The following is a 20,660-nucleotide window of genomic DNA, read 5'->3' as shown; positions in this document are numbered from 1 at the left end:
GAACGTCAATTTTGAACGCGGGCGTTCATCTGGGAGAAGGAGGTCGCAGGATCATGTCGGCCCCGGAGCCCCGCCGTTCCCAAAACACCTCGCCTCCGATTACGGCTCCACGGAAGTCACGTGCAGCACATTAAAAACCCCTCCCCCTTGAGGGGGGAGGCCGGGAGGGGGTGAGCGGGCTCGCCCTGCGGCGCGGCGGGAAGGGGTGGCGGGGCATCTTGTTGCCGTTATTGCCGCTCCCACGCCCCCTCACCCTAGCCCTCTGCAAGCAGCTCTACGAGTCTCCCACGAGGGGAGAGGGAGCAGAAAGATTCACCGTGTCAGCGCGTAGGGGATCACGTGCGGCTTGCCCGTGTCGGGGTCGGCGAGGATGTGGGCCTTGAGGCCGAACACGTCGCGCAGCAGCTCGGCCGTCATGATGTCCTCGGGGCGGCCCTGGGCGTAGACCTGCCCGTCCCTCATGGCGACCAGCTCGTCGCTGTAGCGCACCGCCTGGTTGAGGTCGTGCAGGACCATCACGACCGTCTTGCCCCCCTCGCGGTTGAGGCGCCCGGCGAGGTGCAGCACCTCCAGTTGGTGCGAGAGGTCCAGGTAGGTTGTGGGCTCGTCCAGCAGCAGGATATCGGTCTGCTGGGCGAGGCTCATGGCGATCCAGGCGCGCTGGCGCTGCCCGCCGGAAAGCGCCTCCAGCGGGCGGCCCGCAAAGATCGTCATGCCCGTCTGGGCCAGCGCCCAGGCCACGGCCTCGCGGTCCTCCTCGCGGCGCACGGGAAAGCGGCCCTGGTGGGGGTGGCGCCCGAACCAGACGAGTTCCTCCACGCTCAGGCCCTCGGGGGCCGTGGGACCCTGGGGCAGGATCGCCAGGCGGCGGGCCACCTCGCGGGAGGGCAGGGCGTGGAGCGCCTGGCCGTAGAGCTGAATCTCGCCGCTCCCGGCGGGCAGCAGCCGGGCGAGGGCGCGCAGCAGGGTGCTCTTGCCGCAGCCGTTCGGCCCGATGATGCTGGTGACCTGGCCGCCCGCCACGCGCAGGTCCAGCCCGGGCACGATGACGGTCTGCCCGTAGCCGAGCCGCAGCTTCTCGGTGGAGAGGGGGGAGGGAGTCTGGGTCATACGCTGCGCCTCAACAGATACAGGAAATAGGGTGCCCCCACCAGGGTGGTGAAGATGCCCGCCGGAACCTCGACCGGGGGCAGCAGCGAACGTCCCAGTGTATCGGCGGCGAGGACGAGCAGCGCCCCGACGAGCATGGAGACGGGCAGCAGCCGGGCGTGCCGCGCCCCGACGAGCAGCCGCGCGAGGTGCGGCGCGAGCAGCCCCACGAAGCCCAGGATACCCGCGCCCGTCACGGCGGCGGCGGCGAGGGCGACCCCCACCCCCAGGGCGAGCAGCCGCGCCGGATTCACCCGGGTGCCCAGGGAGGTGGCGAGGTCTTCCCCTAAGTTCAACACGTCCAGCGTGCGCGAGAGCAGCAGTGCGGCGGGCAGCAGGACGAGCGCCCAGGGGAGGACCCGCGCCACCCTCGTCGCGTCCGCGCCGTACACCGTACCCGTCAGGAAACTCAGCGCCGTGCCCAGCCCGTCGGGCGCCCGGACAAGCACGAGTTGCTGAACGGCCCCCAGCGCCGCTGCCACGGCCACGCCGACGAGCGCGAGCCGCACCGGGTGGAGGCTGTTCAACCTCACGCCCCCCCACTCCCGCGCGAGGAGCAGCACCAGCCCGAAGCCGCCCCACGCTCCCGCCAGCGCCGCCCAGGGCAACCCCCCGACCGGCGCCCCCGGCCACGCCAGCAGGAAGAAGGTGACCGCCAGCCCCGCCCCCGCCCCCACCCCGATGAGGTCGGGCGAGGCGAGCGGGTTGCGGATCACCCCCTGCATCACCGCGCCGGATGCGGCGAACATCGCCCCGCACAGCAGCGACACCAGCACGCGCGGCGCCCGCAGCTCCAGCACGAGTTGCCGCGTCAGGTCGTCGCCGCCTCCGGTCAGCACGCGCAGCACATCAGGCGCGGGCGTTCGCACCGCCCCCAGGCCCAACGCCAGCACCCCGACGAGCAGGGTCACGCCCGCCAGCCCCAGCCCGATCAGCAGGGCGCGGCGGGAGGTGTAGGGGCTGACCATCTAGTACCGGAACTCCGCCGGGGGCGCGGCGTCCTGAAGGAATCGGCTCTCGATGGTCTGCGCCACCATCAGCTTCAGGGCGAGGGGGCCGCGTCCGCGCGTCCAGTTGTCGCGGCTGAACTCGTAGACCCGGCCCCGCTGCACGGCGCTGAGCTTCTGCCACAGGGGGTTCGTCTTCCAGCTCGCGGTGATCGGCGTCTCGTCGGGGGCGGTGAACAGCACCAGGGTGGAGGGGTTCAGGGCGAGCAGGCCCTCCAGTGAAATCTCGTACTGGGTCTGCCCGTCCTTGACCGGGAGCAGGTTCTTGCGGCCCAGGTCCTCCAGGAAGCTCCCCACGAAGCTGCCGCTCGTGTGGACGGTCAGGCTCCCCGGCGTGGCGACGGCGGCAACGAAGGGAGGGGCGCCCTTCTTGGCAAACACCCGCGCCTTGTTCAGCAGCGCCTTCTGGTCGGCGAGGAGTTGCCGGGCGGCGGCCTCGCGCCCCACAAGTTTGCCGATGGCGAGGGTCTGCGCGTTCAGGTCGTCCAGGCTGCCCCGGCGGCTCTGGAAGGCGGCGGTCGGCGCCAGGCGCGAGAGCTGCGGGTACACGTTCCCGTGAACAAAGGCGTCCGCCAGGATGAGGTCCGGGCGTAAGGCGGCCATCGTCTCCAGGCTGGGCTGGGCGCGGCTGCCGGTGACGGTCACCCCCTTCACGCGCGGTTGCAGGTAGGGCGGCGTGCCCCGGTCCCCGCCCTGGGTGCCCAGGGTGGCGCCAACGGGCGGAACCCCCAGCGCGACGAGGGTGTCCACGAACGAGTATTCCAGCGCGACCACACGCCGGGCCGGTTTGTCGAGGTTCAGCGTGCCCCGCTCGTGCGCCACGGTGACGGCGGCAGCGGTGGTGGCGAGGGCAAGAGCGGTCAGGGTCAGCAGGTTCTTTGGCATGGAAGAGTTCTCCTTGATTTGGGTGGGGGTGGCTGTTTGCCCCTCCCCCTTGAGGGGGGAGGCTGGGAGGGGGTGAACGCAGACGACCTGCGGCGCGGCAAGTGGAAGAGGCAGGCCATCTTGCAGAAGCTGAGGCTGGTCACACGCCCCCTCACCCCGGCCCTCTCCCACGAGGGGAGAGGGGGAAGGAGCCTTCCTCCCCATCACCGCCGCCCGATCCGCCGCGCGAGCGCCACGAAAAATGGTGCCCCGGCGGCGGCGACCAGGATGCCGACGGGCGTTTCGGCGGGCTTGTCGATCAACCGGGCCAGGATGTCCGCCCCGGTCAGGAAGGCCGCCCCCAGCAGGGCCGCGAGCGGCAGGCTGAAGCGGTGGTCCGGCCCCATCAGCGCGCGGGCCGCGTGGGGAATGATCAGCCCCACGAAACCCACCGGCCCGACCACGCTGACGGACGCGGCGGCGAGCAGCACGCCCAGCGCGGTGACCAGGAACGAATCCCGCTCGGTGCGGGCGCCCAGGCCCCGGGCCACGTCCTCGCCCAGGGCCAGCACGTTCACGCGGGGGGTGAGGAGCAGGGAGAGGGCGAGGCCCAGCCCCATCCAGGGGGCCACCTGCGCGGCCTGCTCCCAGGTGCGGCCCGCCACCGAGCCGGAGAGGGCGAACAGCGCGCCCTGCGCCCGTTCCTCGAAGAGGAGCTGGACGGTCCGGGTGGCCGCCCCCACCAGGCTCGCCACCGCCACGCCCGCCAGCGCCAGCCGCAGCGGCGTGACCCCCACCCGCCGCGCCACCCCGTAGGCGAGCGCCGCCGCGAGCGCCCCGCCCAGGAACGCGGCGGGCACGAACAGCGCCGCCGGGGCCGCCGGGAAGAAGACGACCATGATCAGGATGGCGAGCGCCCCGCCCGCCTCCACCCCCAGGATGCCGGGGTCGGCGAGCGGGTTGCGCGTGACCCCCTGGAGCAGCAGCCCCGACACGCCCAGCCCCGCCCCCGCGAGGGCCGCCACCAGCGTGCGCGGCAGCCGCAGCGTGTGGATGACCAGGCTGTCGGTGCTGTCGTCGGGCCGGAGCAGCAGCCGGGCCACCACGCCGGGCGCGATGTCGCTCGCCCCCAGCGCCAGCGAGGCCAGCAGGGCGAGCAGCAGCACTCCGGCGGCCAGCAGCAGGAAGAGGGGACGCTTCAAAGGCTGACCCGCACCTCCTCGACCCCGTACTGCCGAATGCGGCCCAGGTCGGCCTTGTGGCTGGAGCCGGGCAGGTGGAGGGGCACCCCGTCCCGGACGAGGGCGGTCGCGCGGCCCGCCTGCCCGTTCAGGCGGAAGTCCAGGGTGACCCGGGCGCCCTCCTCGCCCTCCAGGTCCACCCGGGCCGTCCGTTCGGCCTCCAGCCAGTCCCAGCCGTAACGCACGAGCAGTTCCCGGTCGAGCACCTGCGCGAGTGGGGGCAGCCCCGCGAAGCCGCGCAGGTGGCCGCGTACAGCAGCCGGATGAATGGTGCGCCGGGCAACCTGATCCGCCAGCTCCGGCGTCAGGTGCGCCCACAGCAGCCCGCTGGGGAGTTCCACGGCGGTCGCGGCGAAGCGGTGCCCGCCGAAGTGGCCGGTGCGCCAGGCGCGGTGCCCGCCTTCCCGCAGGGCGCGGAACACCGGAACGCCGTACTTGCCGCAGGCGGCGTCCACCGTGCCGTGGGTGCAGACGTGGTGGTCGGGGCCGGGGGGCGCGGGGACCTCCGCCCAGTCGCCCAGTTCCCCGGAGCGCAGCAGGGTGGCGCTCAGGCCGCGCGCCCACTCGGTCTGGGGCAGGGCGGATTGATAGTCACGGCGGGTGAAGCCCCCTTCGCCGCGCACGTAGTGGCGGACCCGCAGCGGCTGGCCGGGCTGCTCGGGGGCCGACATGAGCAGGCCGAAGCCCGCGCCGCTCGCCTCCACCCGGCCCCGCAACGCCTCGAAGACGCCGCGCTGCTCGGCGGTCCAGGCGTCCACGTCGCGGAGCTGCGCCCACACGGGCACGTCCAGTTCCAGCACCGTGACCTCCTGCCAGTGGGGGGCGGTGCCGACCGGGTCCTCCCCGGCGGCGCGCGAGGCGTCCGCGCACAGGGGGAGGCGGGCGGAGGGGGTCACGACCTGGCTCAACGGCCCAGCATCCCCTGACTGATGCCGCGCGCCAGTTCCAGCGCCGAGAGCGGGCCGCCGAAGGTCCAGGTGCGCTCGTCGAGCGCGTAGGCCCGGCCCCCTTGCACGAAGGGCAGCCCCCGCCACAGCGGCGCGGTGGCGGGCGCGGTGAACACGTTGTCCTCCTTCTGGGCGACGTAGAGGAAGTTGCGCGTCTTCAGCGCGGCCAGGCCCTCCAGCCCCAGCTCGGAGAAGCCGTAGGCTCCCGACGGGGCGTTCCAGGCATTTACCAAGCCCACCCGCTCCAGCAGTTCGCTGACCAGGCTGTTTTTCGTGAAGAGGCGCATGGTCGGCGTGCCCCCCCGCGCGGTGAAGGCCTGCGCGAACACGAAGGTCTCGCCGCCCCGCCCGGCAGCTTTCAGGTCACTCCGCACCCGCGCGAGCCGCGCGTCGAGGTTGGTCAGCACCTGGCGCGCGGTGCCGGGCCTTCCCAGCACGCCCGCCATGGTGGTGAAGGTGGAGCGCATCTCGGCGTACTGGGAGCCGCCCGCGTAGCTATCGAAAACCAGCGTGGGGGCGATGGCCGCGAGCTGGGCGTAGTTTTGCCCCGAGCGCAGCTTCGCCGTGAGGATCAGGTCGGGCCTCAGCGCGCGAATCTTCTCCAGGCTGGGCTGCTGCCGGGTGCCCACGTCCTGCACGCCCGCGGCGAGCGGAACAGGAATCCTGACCCACTCCCTGTACCCGGCGATATCCGCCATGCCGACGGGTTGCACACCCAGGGCCAGCAGGTTCTCGGCGTAGGTCCACTCCAGGGCCACCACGCGCTTGGGAATGCCCTTCACGCAGGTCTGGCCCAGGGCGTGCGGGACCAGCTTGCCCGTGCAGGGCGCGGACTGGGCGAGGGCGGACCCCCCCAGGCCGAGCAGCAGGAGGAGGGCGGCGCGCCTCACTTCATCGCCTCCAGGATCAGGCGCGTCACCTCGTTGCTGTTGCGGACCGACACCAGGGGGCCGGACCAGGGACTGTTCGCCTCCAGGTTGTAGACCACGCTCTGCCCCTTGAGGCGCTGGCCGACCGGCGACTTCAGGAAGGCGTCGGCGCCGTTGTACTGCCCGCCGGGCGGCATGACGACCACCAGCGTCTGCCGGTCGAGATTCAGCAGCGCCTCGTCGCTGATCTGGGCGCCGATCCCCAGGGTGGTCGTGCCCGCCTTCAGGCCGTCCCGGAAGCCCAGGGCGCGCAGGTCGTCGATCAGGCGCACCTTCGTGTAGACCCAGGTGCTGCCCCCCGCGAAGGGCGAGATGACGACGGCTTTCGGGTACTTGCGGAACACGCCCGCCGCGAGCAGCCTGCGCGCGTTGGCGCGGTGGGTGTCCGATACCTGTTTAATGACCCGCTCGGCCTGCTCCTGCCGCCCGAAGACGCGGGCGAGGTCGCGCAGCCCCTTCTTCCAGAAGCCGGGCGCGTCCTCGCGGTAACCGATGGTCGGCGCAATTTTGCTGAGGTTGACGTAGTTCCCGTTCCCCTCCCAGGTCAGGCGCACGATCAGGTCGGGCTTGAGCGTCAGGATGGTCTCCAGGTTGGGCGCGGTCCAGCTCCCCACGAAGCGGGGATTGTTCAGCTTGCCGCGCGCCAGGAAGCCGCCCTTCAGCACCTCGGGCTTGATGGCACCGTTCGCCGTGAGCTGGGCCGGGGTGATCGTCGCGCTGCCCAGGCCGACCACGCGGTCCCCCAGGCCCAGGGCGTACATCCAGCCCAGCGCTTCTTCATCCAGCACGACGACCCGTTTGGGATCACGCCCAACCTGAGCGGTCCCCTCGTCGTGCCGAACAGTCAGGGTCTGTGCCGAGGCGGGGGCGAGGGAAAGGACAGCGAGGGCAAGCAGCGAAGCTTTCACGAGGGGATACTGCACTAATCCGAGTAATTTGGTCAAGTTAAAAGGTTGGATTCTGCCGAATGTCCGTCCACGTCCACTTTGAACGTCGGCGTTCACAGCGGGCAGGAAGGCCCGTAAGATGGGGCATTCCTCGTCACTCGACCTTCAGGAGGTTCTTCCATGCGCGCCCTGATCTGCACCGCTTTCGACCAGCCCGAAGCCCTCACCGTCCAGAGTGTCCCCGATCCCACCCCCGGTCCCGGCGAGGTGATCCTGCAGGTGGAGGCGGCGGGCGTGAACTACCCGGACGCGCTGATGGTGATGGGGCAGTATCAGGTGAAGCCCCCTCTGCCCTTCACGCCGGGGGCGGAGGCGGCGGGGGTGATCTCGGCAGTCGGCGAGGGCGTGACGCACCTGCGGGTGGGCCAGCGGGCGGCGGCCTTTACCGGGACGGGCGCTTTTGCCGAGCGGCTCCTCGCCCCCGCCACCAGCGTCATGCCGCTGCCTGACGCCGTCCCCTCGGACGTGGCGGCGGGGCTGCCCCTCGCGTTCGGCACCTCCATGCACGCGCTGGTGGACCGGGCGGGGCTCCGGGCGGGCGAGACCCTGCTCGTCCTTGGCGCGGCGGGGGGCGTGGGCCTCGCGGCGGTGATGATCGGCAAGGCGCTGGGCGCGCGGGTGATCGCGGCGGCGAGCAGCGAGGAGAAGTTGCAGCTCTGCCGAGAGCACGGGGCGGACGAGACGGTGAACTACAGCGAGGGGGACCTGCGCGAGCGCCTCAAGGCCCTCACGAACGGCAGGGGGCCGGACGTGATCTACGACCCGGTGGGCGGCGACCTGGCCGAGCCCGCCCTGCGGTCCATCGGCTGGGGCGGGCGTTACCTGGTGGTGGGCTTCGCGGGGGGCGGGATTCCGAAACTGCCGCTCAACCTCCCGCTCCTCAAGGGCGCCTCGCTCGTCGGCGTCTTCTGGGGCGAGTTCGCCCGGCGGGACCCGCGCGCCAACGCGCGCAACCTCGCCCGGCTGCTGGGCTGGGTGGCGGACGGGACGATCAGGCCGCTCGTGAGTGAGCGCTACCCGCTGGAGCGCACGCCGGAAGCCCTGCGCGCCCTGCTGGAGCGGCGCGTGACCGGGAAGGTGGTGGTGACGCCCTGACCTCCCCCACCCCCGTCACCTTCTACACGACCGCCGAACTCGCGCGGGAGGCGGGGGTGACCCGGCGCACGGTGATGCACTACGCCGAACTCGGCCTGCTGACGCCCGATCAGGTCACCGCCTCGGGCCGGGCGCTGTACGGCCCCTACGCCCTGCGGCTGCTGCGCGACGTGATGGACCTGCGCGCCCTGGGTGTTCCGCTCGACGAGGTGCGCGACATGGTGACGCTGCGCCGCGCCACCCATACCATAGGCGGCACCTACCGCCGCGACTGGACCCGCGAGGACATCCCCCTGACCGACGAGCGGCTGCGGATTATCCATGCCCGGCTGCGCCTGCTGCAAGAGGCGTACGCCCGCCAGGCCGACGGCCTCGCCCGCTTCGACCGCTGGCTGACGAAGCGCTTCACCGGGGGGGACGTGGCACCGCTGGAGGTGGGGGAGGAGGACTGAACGCCTCTGCCCCTTCGCTCCTGTGGGGAGGGGAGGACGGCAGCCATACGGGTAAAACGCCGCATCCTGATCGCGGGGGAGTGACGGGGCACGTCCTCTCGCTGGGCACCGTGTTCGTGGCCGAGTCTCCCGGGCATGATCCCGGCGGCCACGAAAAGAAAGACCCCCGGCCCCACTTGCCTGCTTTCCCGCACCACCCGGCGCGTACACTGGGCAAGCGTGACCAGCGGCGCACACCTCCCCTCTTCCTCCTCCCGCAGGGGGGAACTCGCCGCCCTGCTGCGGCTCGCGGGGCCGGTGACCCTGTCGCAGTTCGCGTCGAACGCCCTGACCCTGGTGAGCACGGCGGTGATCGGGCGGCTGGGCGAGGCGCAGCTCGCGGCGGCGGCGTACGCCAACGCCACCTACTACCTGGTCTTCATCGTGCTGCTGGGCGTGATGCTCTCGGTCGGGCCGCGCGTGGCGCAGGCGCACGGGGCCGGGGACGCCGCAGGCGTGTCACGCGCCCTGAGGGGCGGGCTGTGGCTCGCGCTGGGCCTGTCCGCCCTCGCCCTCCCGCTGATGTGGGGCGTGGCGGCCCTGCTCCCGGCCCTGGCCCCGGAGGGCATCCGGGCCGACCTCTCCGCGACCTACCTGCGGCTCTACGCGCTGGGGATGCTGCCGATGCTGGCGTTCACGGCCCTGCGCGGCACCCTGGAGGGCACCGGGCGGCCCCGCACCGTCACGGCGATCGCGCTGGGCGGCGTGGCGCTGGTGGCGCTGCTCAGCCCGGCGCTCGCCTTCGGCTGGGGGCCGCTGCCCGCGCTGGGGCTGGCGGGGGCGGCGGCGGCGAGCGCGCTGACGGCGTGGGGAACGGCGCTGGCCCTGCTGCCGGTCGCCCTGCGCCGCGCGCCCCGGGTTTCCGGCCTGGGACCCCGGCACCTGCGCGCCGAGGTCCGGGCCCTGCTCGCCCTGGGCTGGCCCATCGGCCTGACCCTGGGGGCCGAGGGGGGCATGTTCAGCGTGACGGCCCTGCTGATGGCCCGCTTCGGGAGCGAGGCTCTGGCGGCGCACAACGTCGCGCTCCAGGTCATCACGGCGGTGTTCATGATTCCCCTCGGGCTGGCGACGGCCACGGGCATCCGGGTCGCGCACGCGGCGGGGGCGGGGGACCGGGCCGGGGCGCGCCGGGCGGGCCTGACCGGCATCGCGGTCGCGGCGGGCGTGATGGTGTGCTTCGCGGGGCTGGAGCTGCTCGCGCCGCGCACGGTGCTGGGCGTGTTCGTGAACGTGGGGGACCCGGGCAACGCCGCGCTGATCGCCACGGCCACCGCCCTGCTCGCCATCGCCGCCCTGTTCCAGACGGTGGACGGGGTGCAGGTCACCGCCAACGCCGCCCTGCGCGGGCTGCACGACACCCGCTGGCCGCTGCTGATCTCGCTCGGGGCGTACTGGGTGGTCGGGCTGGGCACCGGCCTGATCCTCGCCTTCGGGCTGGATGGGGGGCCGCGCGGGCTGTGGTTCGGTCTGACCGCAGGGCTGGTCACGGCGGCGGCGGCGCTGCTGACGCGCTTCCTGCACCGGACGCGGCCCGGACGACCGGAGCTCACCGGGGCCGACTGAGGCGCGCCCCCGGCAGCAGGCGGGGCCTCGTCCCACCATGAAGGTGCTTTAGGCGCCCCGTCATGTTCCCCGCCCTATTACGCCATAACCTTATTTCCACGAGGTAGTTATGGCAATGGATGATCTGCGGAAGAACCACATGATGGCCCACCTCACCGACGCGTTGGACGGGGGCCAGGACATCGGGCACTACGGGCGGCTGGTGTACGCCATCATCGCGCGGCACTTCCTGACCGAGGACGAGCTGGTCGCGCAACTGGCGAAGGACAAGGACTTCAGCGAGGAGGACGCCCGCGGCCTGGTCCAGCAGGTGCAGGAGGCGGACTACAACCCGCCCCGCCGGGAGAAGATCCTGGAGTACATGGAGAAGCAGGACTTCCCGATCCTTCCGAACGCTGACGACCCCGACGAGGGCAACGTCTACCGCGACCTGAACTTCCCCGACCACGTGTACGACAACATCCGCGAGTACCACCAGCAGAAAGCGCAGTAAGCGGCTCGCCCCGACTCCAGAGGGTCGGGGCTTTTTTTTGTCCCGGATCTCTCCCTCCTTCCCCCGCCGGTCGGCCAGCCTCCTCAACTTGCCGCCCTCGCTGCCGGGCAGGACGGGGAAGGGAGCCGCCCGGAGCCTGGCGTCCGGACCGCGGCCTTCGGGGAACTGCTTTAAGCTTCACTCCATGATCCTCAAGCGCGTCCTGTCCGCCCTCGGCTGGGGCGTCTTCACCTTCGGCACGCTGGGAGTAGCCAACACCTACCGGTTCACCACCACCCGCCACGGCCTCGCCCTGACCGGCCTGACCCGGCCCGTGCGGATCGTGCATCTCAGCGACCTGCACTACGGCCTGTTCGTGGGGCGCGGCACCGTGCGGCGCTGGGTGGACGCGGTCCGGCGCGAGCAGCCTGACCTGATCGCCATCACGGGCGATTTTCTGGACAGCGGCGTCGGCGGCCAACGGCACCACAACCTGCTGGAAGAGCTGTCCCGGCTCCGCGCGCCCCTGGGCGTGTATGCCGTGTGGGGCAACCACGACTGGACGAGCCTGAATACGAACGCGACCCGGGTGGCCTTCGCCGAGCAGCTCCGCCTGCACGGCGTCACCCTGATCAACAACGCGGGCGTTCAGGTCCGCGACGACCTGTATATGGCGGGCGTCGACGACTGGTGGTTCGGGATGCAGGACTTGGACGCGGCGCTGCGCGGCTATACGGGTGGGGCGGTCGTGCTGCTCGCCCACAACCCGGACTACCTGACGCAGGTGCCGTCCCGGGTGAACCTCACGCTGAGCGGGCACACTCACGGCGGACAGGTGCGCCTGCCGCTGTTCGGGCCCCTCAAGCGCCGCTCGACGCTGCTGAACGTGCTGCAGGGGTGGGTGCGCGGCGCCCGTATCGTGCAGTCGCCCGCCGAGGGCACGCCGGTTGACGCGCCCGACGGGCACGCGCTCGGGTTCGTGTCGCGCGGCCTGGGCGTGACCGGCGTGCCCATGCGCTGGGCCTGCCCGGCCGAACTCGCCGTGCTGGATCTGGAACCCGGCACCTGACCGGCGGGGAGGCCCGGGGCTGGCCGAAACCTGTTCCCCGGGAACGAGCCAGGGCGGGGGAAACCGGGAAGCCGTCCGGACCTACCCCTCCTCCCCCCGCAGGTCGGTCACGCGCCTGAGCTTGCCACCCTCGCTGCGGGGCAGGGAGCCGGGCACGCACAGTTCGCAGCGCACCGTCACGCCGACCTGCGCCTTGATCAGCCGCTCGATCTCGGCCCGGAGCGCGGGGCTCTCCGTCTCGGTCTCGACCTGCAGGGTGAGGTCGTCGCGGGCGCCGGTGCGCGTCAGGACGATGTGGTAGTGCGGGCTGACCTGGCCCATGCCGACCAGCACGGCCTCCAGTTGGGTGGGATACACGTTCACCCCGCGCAGGATGATGAGGTCATCGGCGCGGCCACGAATCTGGTCCATGCGGCGCATCGTGCGCCCGGTGGTGTTGGGCTCGCGGTCCTCGGGGATCAGGCGGGTGATGTCGCCCGTCCAGTAGCGCAGCACGGGCATGGCGGTGCGGGTCATGGAGGACAGCACGAGCACGCCCCACTCGCCGTCGGGGAGGGGCTCGCCCGTCCCCGCGTCCACGATCTCGGGGTAGAAGTGGTCCTCCCAGAGGTAGCTGCCGCGCTGCTCGGCGGCGTCCTCGTTGGAGACGCCGGGGCCGATGATCTCCGACAGGCCGTAGATGTTGGTGGCGATCACGCCCAGCCGCTCCTCGACCTCCCGGCGGGTCTTCTCGGTCCAGGGCTCGGCGCCCAGCACGGCGTAGCGCAGGGAGAGGTCCTCCGGGCGGATACCCCGCCGGGCGAACTCCCCCGCCAGCACGAGCGCGTAACTCGGCGTGCAGGCGATCACCTCGGGCTCCAGATCGAGGATCAGCCCGACCTGCCGCTCGGTGCCGCCGCCCGACACGGGCACGGTGCACAGGCCCAGCCGCTCGGCCCCCGCGTGGGTGCCCAGCCCCCCCGTGAAGAGGCCGTAGCCGTAGGCATTGTGGAAGGTCATGCCGGGCCGCGCGCCCGCCGCATACAGGGACCGGGCGACGACCTCCGCGAATACATCGAGGTCGTTCGCGTCGTAGGCGACCACCGTGGGCTTGCCGGTTGTGCCGCTGCTCGCGTGCAACCGTCGCAGCTCCCCCCGGGGCACGCACGAGAGGCCCAGCGGGTAGTTGTCCCGCAGGTCCGCCTTGCGCGTCAGGGGAAAGCGGGCCAGGTCGCCCAGCGTTCGCAGATCGTCCGGGGTGACGCCCGCCGCCCCGAACTTCGCCCGGTAGGCGGGCACGCGCTCGTATTGCCGGGCGACCATCTCCCGGAGCCGCGCGAGTTGCAGGGCGCGCAGCTCGGGCACGGGGAGCGCCTCAAGGCCAGGTTGGAACATCATGACCCTATTAAAGCGGGTGGCCGGGCAAGCGGGGCCGGGGAGCAGGGCGCCTGCCCTGAACGCGGCGGGTGGAGCGGACTCATCATCCACCTGGCCCCACGCCCGCGACCGCGCGGCCACCCGCCGTCCACCCCGGTCTCAGACTCTTCGGCCACCGCCTTCCCCGGAGTCAACGAATGAGCAGCGGACCCCCACAGGGACGGCGGGAACCCGGGCGGGCTGCCCCGCCGCCGCGTCGCCGTGGTCGGCGCCACCGCGCTCAAGGAGGCGCGGGAGGAGACGTTGCGGGACTACAAGGGCGCCGGGGCCTCTCCGGCTGCGGTGGCCGCGCCTGGGCTGGGGGCGAGGGCGCGGCCCCTCCGTGGCGCTGCCCCAACCGCCGGCCGACCTGGAGGGCCGGGGCCTTCCCGGGTCGGCGACCCCGCACGTGACGAACTCGGGGCTGTGCGGCAAGGCCCGGGCCAGCGCGGGGCTGAAGGCGCCCCAGCAACAAAAACCCTGTCCGGGGACGGGGGGTCAGGGCTTCAGTCGGCCGCTTCCGTGGCCTGGAATCCGGTGTCCATCCCCGCCCGGGCGGAGGTGGAGATGTAGCCGATGGAGCGCCAGGGAATCAGCAGATCGGCCTCTCCCGCCGTGATCTCGAAGGGAGCGTTGGGGAGAAGAGTCTGGTTGAGCGTCTTGCTCACCCGGTCCCGCTGAGCGCGGGTCATGGTGGTGGTGATGACGTCGCCGTTGATGAGGTGAATGTTGACCGTGAGCATTCCTGAGGGGGAAGATACCTCATTCTTTCTTTAGCGTCTGTTTAGATTTGCACGCCGGTCGCCCCGTTCAGCCCACGGCCCCCAGGCGTTCTCCGGGCTGCTCCTCCAGCCAGGAGGGCTCACCCCCCGTGAGGAGGCGCCGAACGGCCGCCGGGTCCACGGGCTTGGGGAGGAAGTCCGAGGCCCCCGTCTGCCGCGCCGCCCACATCTCGACCTCGGCGGGCGAGCTGATCAGCGCCACGACGAACAGCTCACGGAGCGCCTCGTCCGCGCGCACGTGGGCCAGCACCTCCAGCCCATCCATCCGCGGCAGGTTGAGGTCGAGCAGCACCAGGGCGGGCCGGGGGGCGCAGCCGTACACGCCCTCGCGGCGCAGGAACGCCAGCGCCTCCTCCCCGTTCCCCACCACGTGCAGGTGCAGGTCGGGGTCCACCTCCTCGAACATCACGTGGGTGTACAGCACGTCCGCGGGGTTGTCTTCCACCAGAAGCACGTCCAGGGGGGCGCGGCGCATCCGTGGGAGGGAGGCAGGGTCGCGGGTGGTCTGGGGCATGAGGCCACGCTACGCCTGTCGCTCTTTCTGCAACCTTTCGCCGGGGGCACGAGGGGGAGCGGCCATCCGCCCGGGAATGGTGGAGGACCCCGTGATGCCCACCGGCTGTTCTGGCATCAGGGCAAGCCGGTATGCCTCACGGCATTCGTCGCCGCACCCCCAGCGCAAGAAGTGGTCCTCCCCAGTCTCCTGGTGCGCGGGCTTTCCGGCCCCGCTGGGGCACGCCAGAGCCCGGCTGGGGGTTGCCGGGACCCGCGCCCCCGCTCCCTACACCGGCACGCCGAGCAGGGCCGTGAACGCCGTAAAGGTTCCCAGCGCGTGGGGATGCCGCTCGACCAGCAGCTCGGGGTGCCACTGCACGCCGATCAGGCCGTCGCCCTCCACCCCCTCGATCACCCCGTCCGGGGCCGTCGCCGTGACCGTCAGGGTGGGCGCGACCTCGTCCACCGCCTGGTGGTGGTGGGAGTTGAGCAGGGCGGCAGGGCCATGGGCGCGGCCCAGCGCGCTTCCTGAAATGAAGGTGACCTCGTGGCCCAGCGTGGCGCCCCGTCCGAGTTGGGCATGGTCCGCCCAGACGCCGGGCACGTCGGGCAGGTGCTGGTGGAGGGTGCCGCCCTCCAGCACGTTCATCATCTGCATCCCCCGGCAGATGCCCAGCACGGGTTTGCCGAGTTCGCGCGCCGCCCGGTACAGCGCGATCTCAAAGGCGTCCCGCTCCTCGTCCACCTCGCCCAATCCGCGCTTCGGGGCCTGGCCGTAGTGGCGGGGATGCACGTCCACGCCCCCCGTCAGGAGAACGGCGTCCACCCGCGCGGCGTAGTCGGCGGCCAGCTCGGGCAGGCTCGGGAGCAGGATGGGCGTGCCTCCCACCCGCTCGACCGCCCGGGCATAGTGTCGCGGCACGCTGCTGAGTTGCCGCGAGCCGCCCTCGCCCGAGTTCGACGTGCTGAGGCCAATCAGGGGACGGGCGTTCATACGGGCAGGATACAGACGCGAGGGGACGGGGAGGCGGAAGAAAACCCCCGGCGAGGGGGGCTTTGACGGGATAGAGGGGTGTCGGGCTTCTGCCGCGCAGGGGGCCATGCCTGTTCACCCCCACCCAGCCTCCCCCCTCAAGGGGGAGAAGCCAAAACCTGGCGCTTGAAGCGGTTCGATGGGGACTGAAGGGTGAGGCCTACACACCAGGCTGTTCCTCAGCCGGACGACCCTACCCGCGCCCCACCAGCTTCATCCGCAGTTCGTTGCCGCCCGGAAGGCGTTCGGTGACCGTGACGCGGAAGCGGGCGCCGTCGTGCATCTCCAGCACGCCCTCGGTGCCCTCGCCCGCCTCCGGCAGGGGCTGGGTCAGGGAGACGCGCATGAAGCCGCGCCCCCCCTCCAGCGCCTCGATTCGCCCGGGAATGGCGGCATCCCCGAAGTGCGCCACCACGCTGTTGAACTCGCGCGTCACCTCAGGCGTCTCCCATCATCAGGCCCTCGATGGTGTGGCCCTGCATGATGGGTTCGAGCTGGTCCACCACCCGGCAGATCAGGTGATCTTTGACGTTCTGGGGGAGCTTCTCGTAATACTCCTTCGTGAATTGCAGGTCGTGCCACTCGTCGTGGCCCGCGCCGGGGGCGTCCACGCCGAGGACGAGCACCGGGCGCGGCTTGTTGCTGGTGTTCGCCGTGCCGCGGTGGATGGTGAGGGCGCTGCGCACCGAGATGTCGCCCATCTTGGGGTACTTGCGCTGCGCGAGCGCGTGGTAGCGGGGGTAGAGCGACACCGGCGGGAACATGCCGTGGTCGTACTCGCTGGGGTCGTCCCACTGGGTGCCCGGGGCGATCTCGAAGGGGCCCATGTCCTCCTCGACATCCACCGTCGTGAGGTTGAAGGCGAGCGAGTTCAGGCGGCGGTCCACCAGCGTCTCGCTCGTCGCGCGGAAGTCGCGGTGCCAGGGCTGATCCTTGGCGCCGGGATTGGGCACGTCGAAGCCGATCTCCACGATCTTGTAGTTGGGCCCCAGCACGCTCTCGCAGACCGTCTGCACCCAGGGGTGGGTGACGAGGTCGTAGAAGCCGCTGATGTCCTCGGGGTGAATCTCGACGTAGTGGCGGTTGGTGCCGCGACCGACGGCGCCGCCGGGGCGGGCCAGGGCCTGCTGGTACAGCACGGCGAGTTCCTCCCCGAGCCGGGCGACCCACTCGCGGGAGAAGGCCCCCTTGAGGCCGATGATGCCGTCACCGTAGAGCCCGGCCATGATGGCGGGCACGCTGTAGCGCGGGTCGGCGTAGGGCGTGGCGTTGATCGGGGCCTGATTGTCGGTGGCGGCCGGGGCCTCGGCGCTCATGCTCATGGAGGGGGCGGGCTTGGCGTTATCCGCGGTGGTCATGGGGTCCTCCTGGGAGGGGGCGAGAGGGCGGAGGGGCGGGGGCGGATCGGGCTTATTCTGCGCCTCTTCACCCGGAAGAGAGTGAAATTCCGGGCACCCGGGGGCTCAGGTCCGGCGCCCCTTGCGCTGCGTCAGTTGGTTTTGCAGCACGACCACCAGCAGCAGGAAGGCGCCGCGAATCACGCTCTGCCAGTAGGCGCTGAGGCTGATTGTGCCGCGCCCGTTCTCGAAGTTGAGGATGTTGAAGATGATGCCCAGGAGCAGGACGCCCACGAGGGTGCTGCCGACGGAGCCGAGGCCCCCGGTCAGCAGCGTGCCGCCGACGACCACGGACGCGATGGCGGTCAGCTCCCATCCCAGTCCCTCGGTCGGCTGCCCGGCCCCGAACTGCGAGGCGAGGATCACGCCCGCCAGCCCGGCCATCGCGCCGGACAGGGTGTAGACGAGCACCTTCACCCGCTCGACGTTCAGGCCCATCAACCGGGCGGCCTCCTCGTTGCCGCCGACCGCGAGGACGTGGCGACCGAAGGGGGTGGAGCGCAGCACGAGAGCGCCGACGATGTAGGCCACGCCGAGCAGGATCGCCGTGTATGGCACCCCGCCCAGGTTCCCCTGGCCGAGCGCCGTGAAGCCGTGGTCGTAGTCCACGCTGACGGACTGGTTGCCCGCGAACAGCAGGGCCAGCCCCCGCGCCGCGAGCAGCATGGCGAGCGTCGTGATGAAGGGCAGGATGCGCGCGTACGCGATGAGCAGGCCGTTGATCAGGCCGAGCAGCGTGGCCGCCGCCACCGCCCCTAGCAGGGCGGGCCACAGGCCGTGCGGGCTGAGCAGCGCGCCGATCACGCTGGCGAACGCCGCGACGCTCCCCACCGAGAGGTCGATGCCGCCCGTGATGATCACGAAGGTCATGCCCAGCGCGATCAGGCCGAACATGGAGTTGTAGCCGAGCACCGTGAACACGTTGTAGGCACCCAGGAAGCCCGGGTAACGCAGCGCGCCGAACAGCAGCAGCAGCGCGAGCGCCACGAGAACGCCGTAGCGTTGCAGCACGCTCGCCACGCGGGCGCGGCGGTCCTGGGCGAGGTCAGCGGGGGAATTGAGCAGGGACATAACTTCCTTTGGGACAAATCGCAGAAAGGTTGCCGGGGCCCGGCGACCTTTCCGAGCGGAGCGAGTGGCGAAGGAAGGGCGGCGCGGAATGGAGTTGGCGCCTGAGACATGCAGCAACGGAGTGGAGCGCCGCCCTAGTGCTGCTGCCGCTGCACGTAGACGGCGAGGAGGATGATCGCGGCCTTCACCACGAGGGCCGCCGCGTCCGGCACCCCCTTGGCGAGCAGCGTGAAGCGGATCAGTTGGATGATGAGCGCCCCGAGCAGCGTCCCGATGATCGTCGCCCTCCCGCCCGTGAGCGCCGTGCCCCCCACCGCGACGGCGGCGATGGCGTCGAGTTCCATGTTCAACCCGACCTGATTGGCGTCCGAGGAGGAGTTGATGGCGATCACGATCAGCCCCGCGATCCCCGCCAGCAGGCCGCTGATGCCGTACACGAGGAGTTTGACCCGACGCACGGGCACCCCCGCCAGCCCCGCCGCCCGCTCGTTGCCGCCCACCGCGAGGACGTAGCGCCCGAACACGGTACGCGCCATGATCCAGGCGAACAGCGCGACGATGACCAGCATCAGGATCACCTGAAAGGGAATCCCGAAGGGGCGCCCCAGCCCGATGTACTGGAAGGTGGTGTTGGAAAAGGTCTGGAGCTGGCCGTTCGTCATGACCTGCGCGATGCCGCGCCCCGCAATGAAGAGGATCAGCGTGGCGATGAAGGGCTGGATGCCGAAGCGCGTGACGAGCGTGCCGTTGAAGAGGCCGAAGACCCCGGCGACGAGGACCGGCACCGTGAAGGCGAGCAGGATGCCCAGAGCCGGGCTCCCGAACGGCGGGTGGAGAAACAGCATGGGCGCGAGCGCCCCGCTGATCGCCATGAGGGCCCCCACGCTGAGGTCGATCCCGCCCGAGGCGATCACCAGCGTCATCCCGACCGCGACGATCACGATGGTGGCGACCTGGGTGAGGTTCACATTGAGGGTCTGCACGCTCAGGAAGTGCGGCGTGAAGAGGGCGTTGAACAGGAAGAGCAGGACGAGCGCCCCGAGCGCCGCGAGAATCTGCGCGTTGCCCCGCAGCCAGGAGACGCGGGGCCGGGGGGGGCTCTTCACCGGGGGGGCGGTCACCGTGTTGGGGTTGGAGTCAGGCATGGGCGCCTCCGTCCGCCTCAATCGGGGCCGAGCCGTGCGCCATCGCCGTCATGATCGCGTCCTGGGTCAGGCCCTCGCGGGGGAGTTCGGCGACACTGCGCCCGTCGCGCAGGACGACCACCCGGTTGGAGCCCTCCGCCAGCTCCTCCAGCTCGCTGCTGATCATCAGCACGCCCATCCCCTCGCGGGCGAGTTCGCTCAGCAGGCCCTGAATTTCCGCCTTGGCCCCCACGTCGATGCCGCGGGTGGGCTCGTCGAGGAGCAGGAGCTTGGGGTTGAGGCACAGCCAGCGGGCAAGGAGGACCTTCTGCTGGTTCCCACCCGAGAGTTCGCGGATTTTCTGGTCCGGCCCGGCGGTCTTGATCCCCAGCCGGGTAATGAAGCGGTCCACGACCTCCGCCTGCCGCGCCGGGTCCACGATCCCCGCGCGGGACAGGGCGGGGAGCAGCGCGAGCGTCAGGTTCTCGCGCACCGTCATGTGCGGGATGATGCCCTCCGTCTTGCGGTCCTCGGAGCAGAAGCCGATGCCGCGCGAGATCGCGTCGGCGGGGGAATGGAAGTCGGCGGGCTTCCCGTTCACCCGCAGCTCGCCCCCCGTCAGCTCGTCGGCGCCGAAGATCGCCCGGGCCGTCTCGCTGCGCCCGGAGCCCAGCAGTCCTGCCAGGCCCACGATTTCGCCCGCGCGGACGTTCACGCTGGCCCCCCGCAGAGCCGTCCCCGAGCGCAGGTCCCGCGCGTCAAGGACCGTCTCGCCGGGCGGCCCGGTGCGCTCGAAGGCCGTCTCGCCCTCGCGGCGCACCTCGCCGATCTCCTTGCCGAGCATCTTCGCCACGAGTTCGAGCTTGCTGATCTCGCCCATCGCGCGCTCGTCCACCGTGCGCCCGTCGCGCATGATGGTGACCCGGTCGCACACGGCGTACAGCTCGTCCAGGCGGTGCGAGACGAAGACGACGCTCACGCCCTCGGCCTTGAGTTGCCGAATGACCCCGAACAGCGTCTCGACCTCGCGGTCGTCGAGGGAGGAGGTGGGCTCGTCCATGATGACGAGGCGGCTCTGGTACGACACCGCGCGGGCGATGGCGACCATCTGCTGCACGGCGACGCTGTAGGACGCGAGGGGGCGCGTCACGTCCACCCGCACGTCGAAGCGTTCCAACACTCGCTTCGCCTCCGCGTTCATGGCGCGCCAGTCGATCAGGAGGCTGCGCCTTGGCTCACGTCCCAAAAAGACATTCTCCGCCACCGAGCGGAAGCCGACGAGGTTCACCTCCTGGTAGATCGTGCTGATCCCGCCGCGCTGGGCCGCCTGCGGCGAGTGGAAGTCCACCTCCTGCCCGGCGAGGCGGATGGTGCCGCGGTCGCGGCGGTAGGCGCCCGTCAGGATCTTGATCAGGGTGCTCTTGCCCGCCCCGTTCTGCCCGATCAGGGCGTGGACCTCGCCCGGCCCGACGCGCAGCGAGGCGTCCTGGAGGGCAAGGACGCCGGGGAAGGTCTTGGTGATGCCCTCCATCACGAGGAGGGGTTGCGCTGGGTTCACGTTGCTCCCTTGGATAGACCCTGTTGAAGAT

The 20,660-nt window shown here is 71.3% G+C and carries 21 protein-coding genes; 5 read left to right on the top strand and 16 right to left on the bottom strand.

The features are described from left to right. Nucleotides 1–312: 312 nt before the first annotated feature. The 7 genes from DAERI_RS12500 to DAERI_RS12470 form a co-directional block, all read right to left on the bottom strand. Nucleotides 313–1,110, bottom strand: coding sequence for an ABC transporter ATP-binding protein (locus DAERI_RS12500; protein WP_103129750.1), 798 nt, complete (start codon nucleotides 1,108–1,110; stop codon nucleotides 313–315). Then, nucleotides 1,107–2,117 (bottom strand): FecCD family ABC transporter permease, encoded by a 1,011-nt coding sequence (locus DAERI_RS12495; RefSeq protein ID WP_103129749.1) that lies wholly within the window; start codon nucleotides 2,115–2,117, stop codon nucleotides 1,107–1,109. The genes DAERI_RS12500 and DAERI_RS12495 overlap by 4 nt, the downstream gene beginning before the upstream one ends. Next, nucleotides 2,118–3,041 carry an ABC transporter substrate-binding protein gene (locus tag DAERI_RS12490; protein ID WP_201262755.1) on the bottom strand — a complete coding sequence of 308 codons (924 nt, stop codon included), beginning with the start codon at nucleotides 3,039–3,041 and terminating at the stop codon, nucleotides 2,118–2,120. It abuts the gene before it with no gap. Between the two features lie 203 nt (nucleotides 3,042–3,244). Beyond that, nucleotides 3,245–4,222: a FecCD family ABC transporter permease gene (locus tag DAERI_RS12485; RefSeq protein WP_103129748.1), complete on the bottom strand. Its 978-nt coding sequence runs from the start codon at nucleotides 4,220–4,222 to the stop codon at nucleotides 3,245–3,247. Continuing rightward, on the bottom strand, nucleotides 4,219–5,157 hold the full coding sequence (locus DAERI_RS12480; RefSeq protein ID WP_235610367.1) for a sucrase ferredoxin: 939 nt from the start codon (nucleotides 5,155–5,157) through the stop codon (nucleotides 4,219–4,221). The genes DAERI_RS12485 and DAERI_RS12480 overlap by 4 nt, the downstream gene beginning before the upstream one ends. A gap of 8 nt (nucleotides 5,158–5,165) precedes the next feature. Next, complete coding sequence (locus DAERI_RS12475; RefSeq protein ID WP_201262754.1) at nucleotides 5,166–6,098, bottom strand: ABC transporter substrate-binding protein; 933 nt, start codon at nucleotides 6,096–6,098, stop codon at nucleotides 5,166–5,168. Further along, nucleotides 6,095–7,045 (bottom strand): ABC transporter substrate-binding protein, encoded by a 951-nt coding sequence (locus tag DAERI_RS12470; RefSeq protein WP_235610366.1) that lies wholly within the window; start codon nucleotides 7,043–7,045, stop codon nucleotides 6,095–6,097. The genes DAERI_RS12475 and DAERI_RS12470 overlap by 4 nt, the downstream gene beginning before the upstream one ends. A 159-nt stretch (nucleotides 7,046–7,204) precedes the next feature. Here DAERI_RS12470 and DAERI_RS12465 point away from each other — a divergent pair, with 159 nt between their 5' ends. The 5 genes from DAERI_RS12465 (at nucleotide 7,205) to DAERI_RS12445 (ending at nucleotide 11,774) form a co-directional block, all read left to right on the top strand. After that, entirely contained in the window at nucleotides 7,205–8,179 is a 975-nt protein-coding gene (locus tag DAERI_RS12465; RefSeq protein ID WP_103129745.1) for an NADPH:quinone oxidoreductase family protein, read from the top strand. Further along, complete coding sequence (locus DAERI_RS12460) at nucleotides 8,176–8,631, top strand: MerR family transcriptional regulator (RefSeq protein WP_103129744.1); 456 nt, start codon at nucleotides 8,176–8,178, stop codon at nucleotides 8,629–8,631. The genes DAERI_RS12465 and DAERI_RS12460 overlap by 4 nt, the downstream gene beginning before the upstream one ends. A gap of 219 nt (nucleotides 8,632–8,850) precedes the next feature. Continuing rightward, nucleotides 8,851–10,233, top strand: a complete 1,383-nt coding sequence (locus DAERI_RS12455) for an MATE family efflux transporter (RefSeq protein ID WP_235610364.1) — start codon at nucleotides 8,851–8,853, stop codon at nucleotides 10,231–10,233. Between the two features lie 109 nt (nucleotides 10,234–10,342). Continuing rightward, nucleotides 10,343–10,726, top strand: a complete 384-nt coding sequence (locus DAERI_RS12450) for a hypothetical protein (protein ID WP_165794192.1) — start codon at nucleotides 10,343–10,345, stop codon at nucleotides 10,724–10,726. A 184-nt stretch (nucleotides 10,727–10,910) separates the two neighbouring features. After that, nucleotides 10,911–11,774 (top strand): metallophosphoesterase, encoded by an 864-nt coding sequence (locus DAERI_RS12445; protein WP_103129743.1) that lies wholly within the window; start codon nucleotides 10,911–10,913, stop codon nucleotides 11,772–11,774. Nucleotides 11,775–11,855: 81 nt separating this feature from the next. On the opposite strand, the gene paaK is transcribed toward DAERI_RS12445, so the two are convergent. The 9 genes from paaK to DAERI_RS12400 all read right to left on the bottom strand — a co-directional run bounded on the left by paaK (nucleotide 11,856) and on the right by DAERI_RS12400 (nucleotide 20,629). Further along, nucleotides 11,856–13,148, bottom strand: a complete 1,293-nt coding sequence (paaK, locus tag DAERI_RS12440; protein WP_103129793.1) for a phenylacetate--CoA ligase PaaK — start codon at nucleotides 13,146–13,148, stop codon at nucleotides 11,856–11,858. 527 nt (nucleotides 13,149–13,675) lie between these two features. Further along, entirely contained in the window at nucleotides 13,676–13,912 is a 237-nt protein-coding gene (locus DAERI_RS12435) for a hypothetical protein (protein ID WP_103129742.1), read from the bottom strand. 67 nt (nucleotides 13,913–13,979) lie between these two features. Next, a complete protein-coding gene (locus DAERI_RS12430; RefSeq protein WP_103129741.1) occupies nucleotides 13,980–14,465 on the bottom strand; it encodes a response regulator in 486 nt (161 codons plus the stop codon). 267 nt (nucleotides 14,466–14,732) lie between these two features. Next, the gene (locus tag DAERI_RS12425; RefSeq protein ID WP_103129740.1) at nucleotides 14,733–15,440 is read right to left on the bottom strand and encodes a gamma-glutamyl-gamma-aminobutyrate hydrolase family protein; all 708 of its coding nucleotides are present in this window, start codon (nucleotides 15,438–15,440) and stop codon (nucleotides 14,733–14,735) included. A 232-nt stretch (nucleotides 15,441–15,672) separates the two neighbouring features. Then, nucleotides 15,673–15,915 (bottom strand): hypothetical protein, encoded by a 243-nt coding sequence (locus DAERI_RS12420; RefSeq protein ID WP_103129739.1) that lies wholly within the window; start codon nucleotides 15,913–15,915, stop codon nucleotides 15,673–15,675. A 1-nt stretch (nucleotide 15,916) separates the two neighbouring features. Then, entirely contained in the window at nucleotides 15,917–16,837 is a 921-nt protein-coding gene (locus tag DAERI_RS12415; RefSeq protein WP_103129738.1) for a phytanoyl-CoA dioxygenase family protein, read from the bottom strand. A gap of 105 nt (nucleotides 16,838–16,942) precedes the next feature. After that, the gene (locus tag DAERI_RS12410) at nucleotides 16,943–17,947 is read right to left on the bottom strand and encodes an ABC transporter permease (RefSeq protein ID WP_103129737.1); all 1,005 of its coding nucleotides are present in this window, start codon (nucleotides 17,945–17,947) and stop codon (nucleotides 16,943–16,945) included. A 134-nt stretch (nucleotides 17,948–18,081) separates the two neighbouring features. After that, the gene (locus tag DAERI_RS12405) at nucleotides 18,082–19,092 is read right to left on the bottom strand and encodes an ABC transporter permease (protein WP_103129736.1); all 1,011 of its coding nucleotides are present in this window, start codon (nucleotides 19,090–19,092) and stop codon (nucleotides 18,082–18,084) included. After that, entirely contained in the window at nucleotides 19,085–20,629 is a 1,545-nt protein-coding gene (locus DAERI_RS12400) for a sugar ABC transporter ATP-binding protein (RefSeq protein WP_103129735.1), read from the bottom strand. The genes DAERI_RS12405 and DAERI_RS12400 overlap by 8 nt, the downstream gene beginning before the upstream one ends. Between the last annotated feature and the right edge of the window lie 31 nt (nucleotides 20,630–20,660).

This window comes from Deinococcus aerius (genome assembly GCF_002897375.1).
Lineage (GTDB): Bacteria > Deinococcota > Deinococci > Deinococcales > Deinococcaceae > Deinococcus > Deinococcus aerius.
The sequence above is the reverse complement of the archived record's forward strand: the minus strand, read 5'-3'. Positions and strand labels throughout refer to the sequence as shown.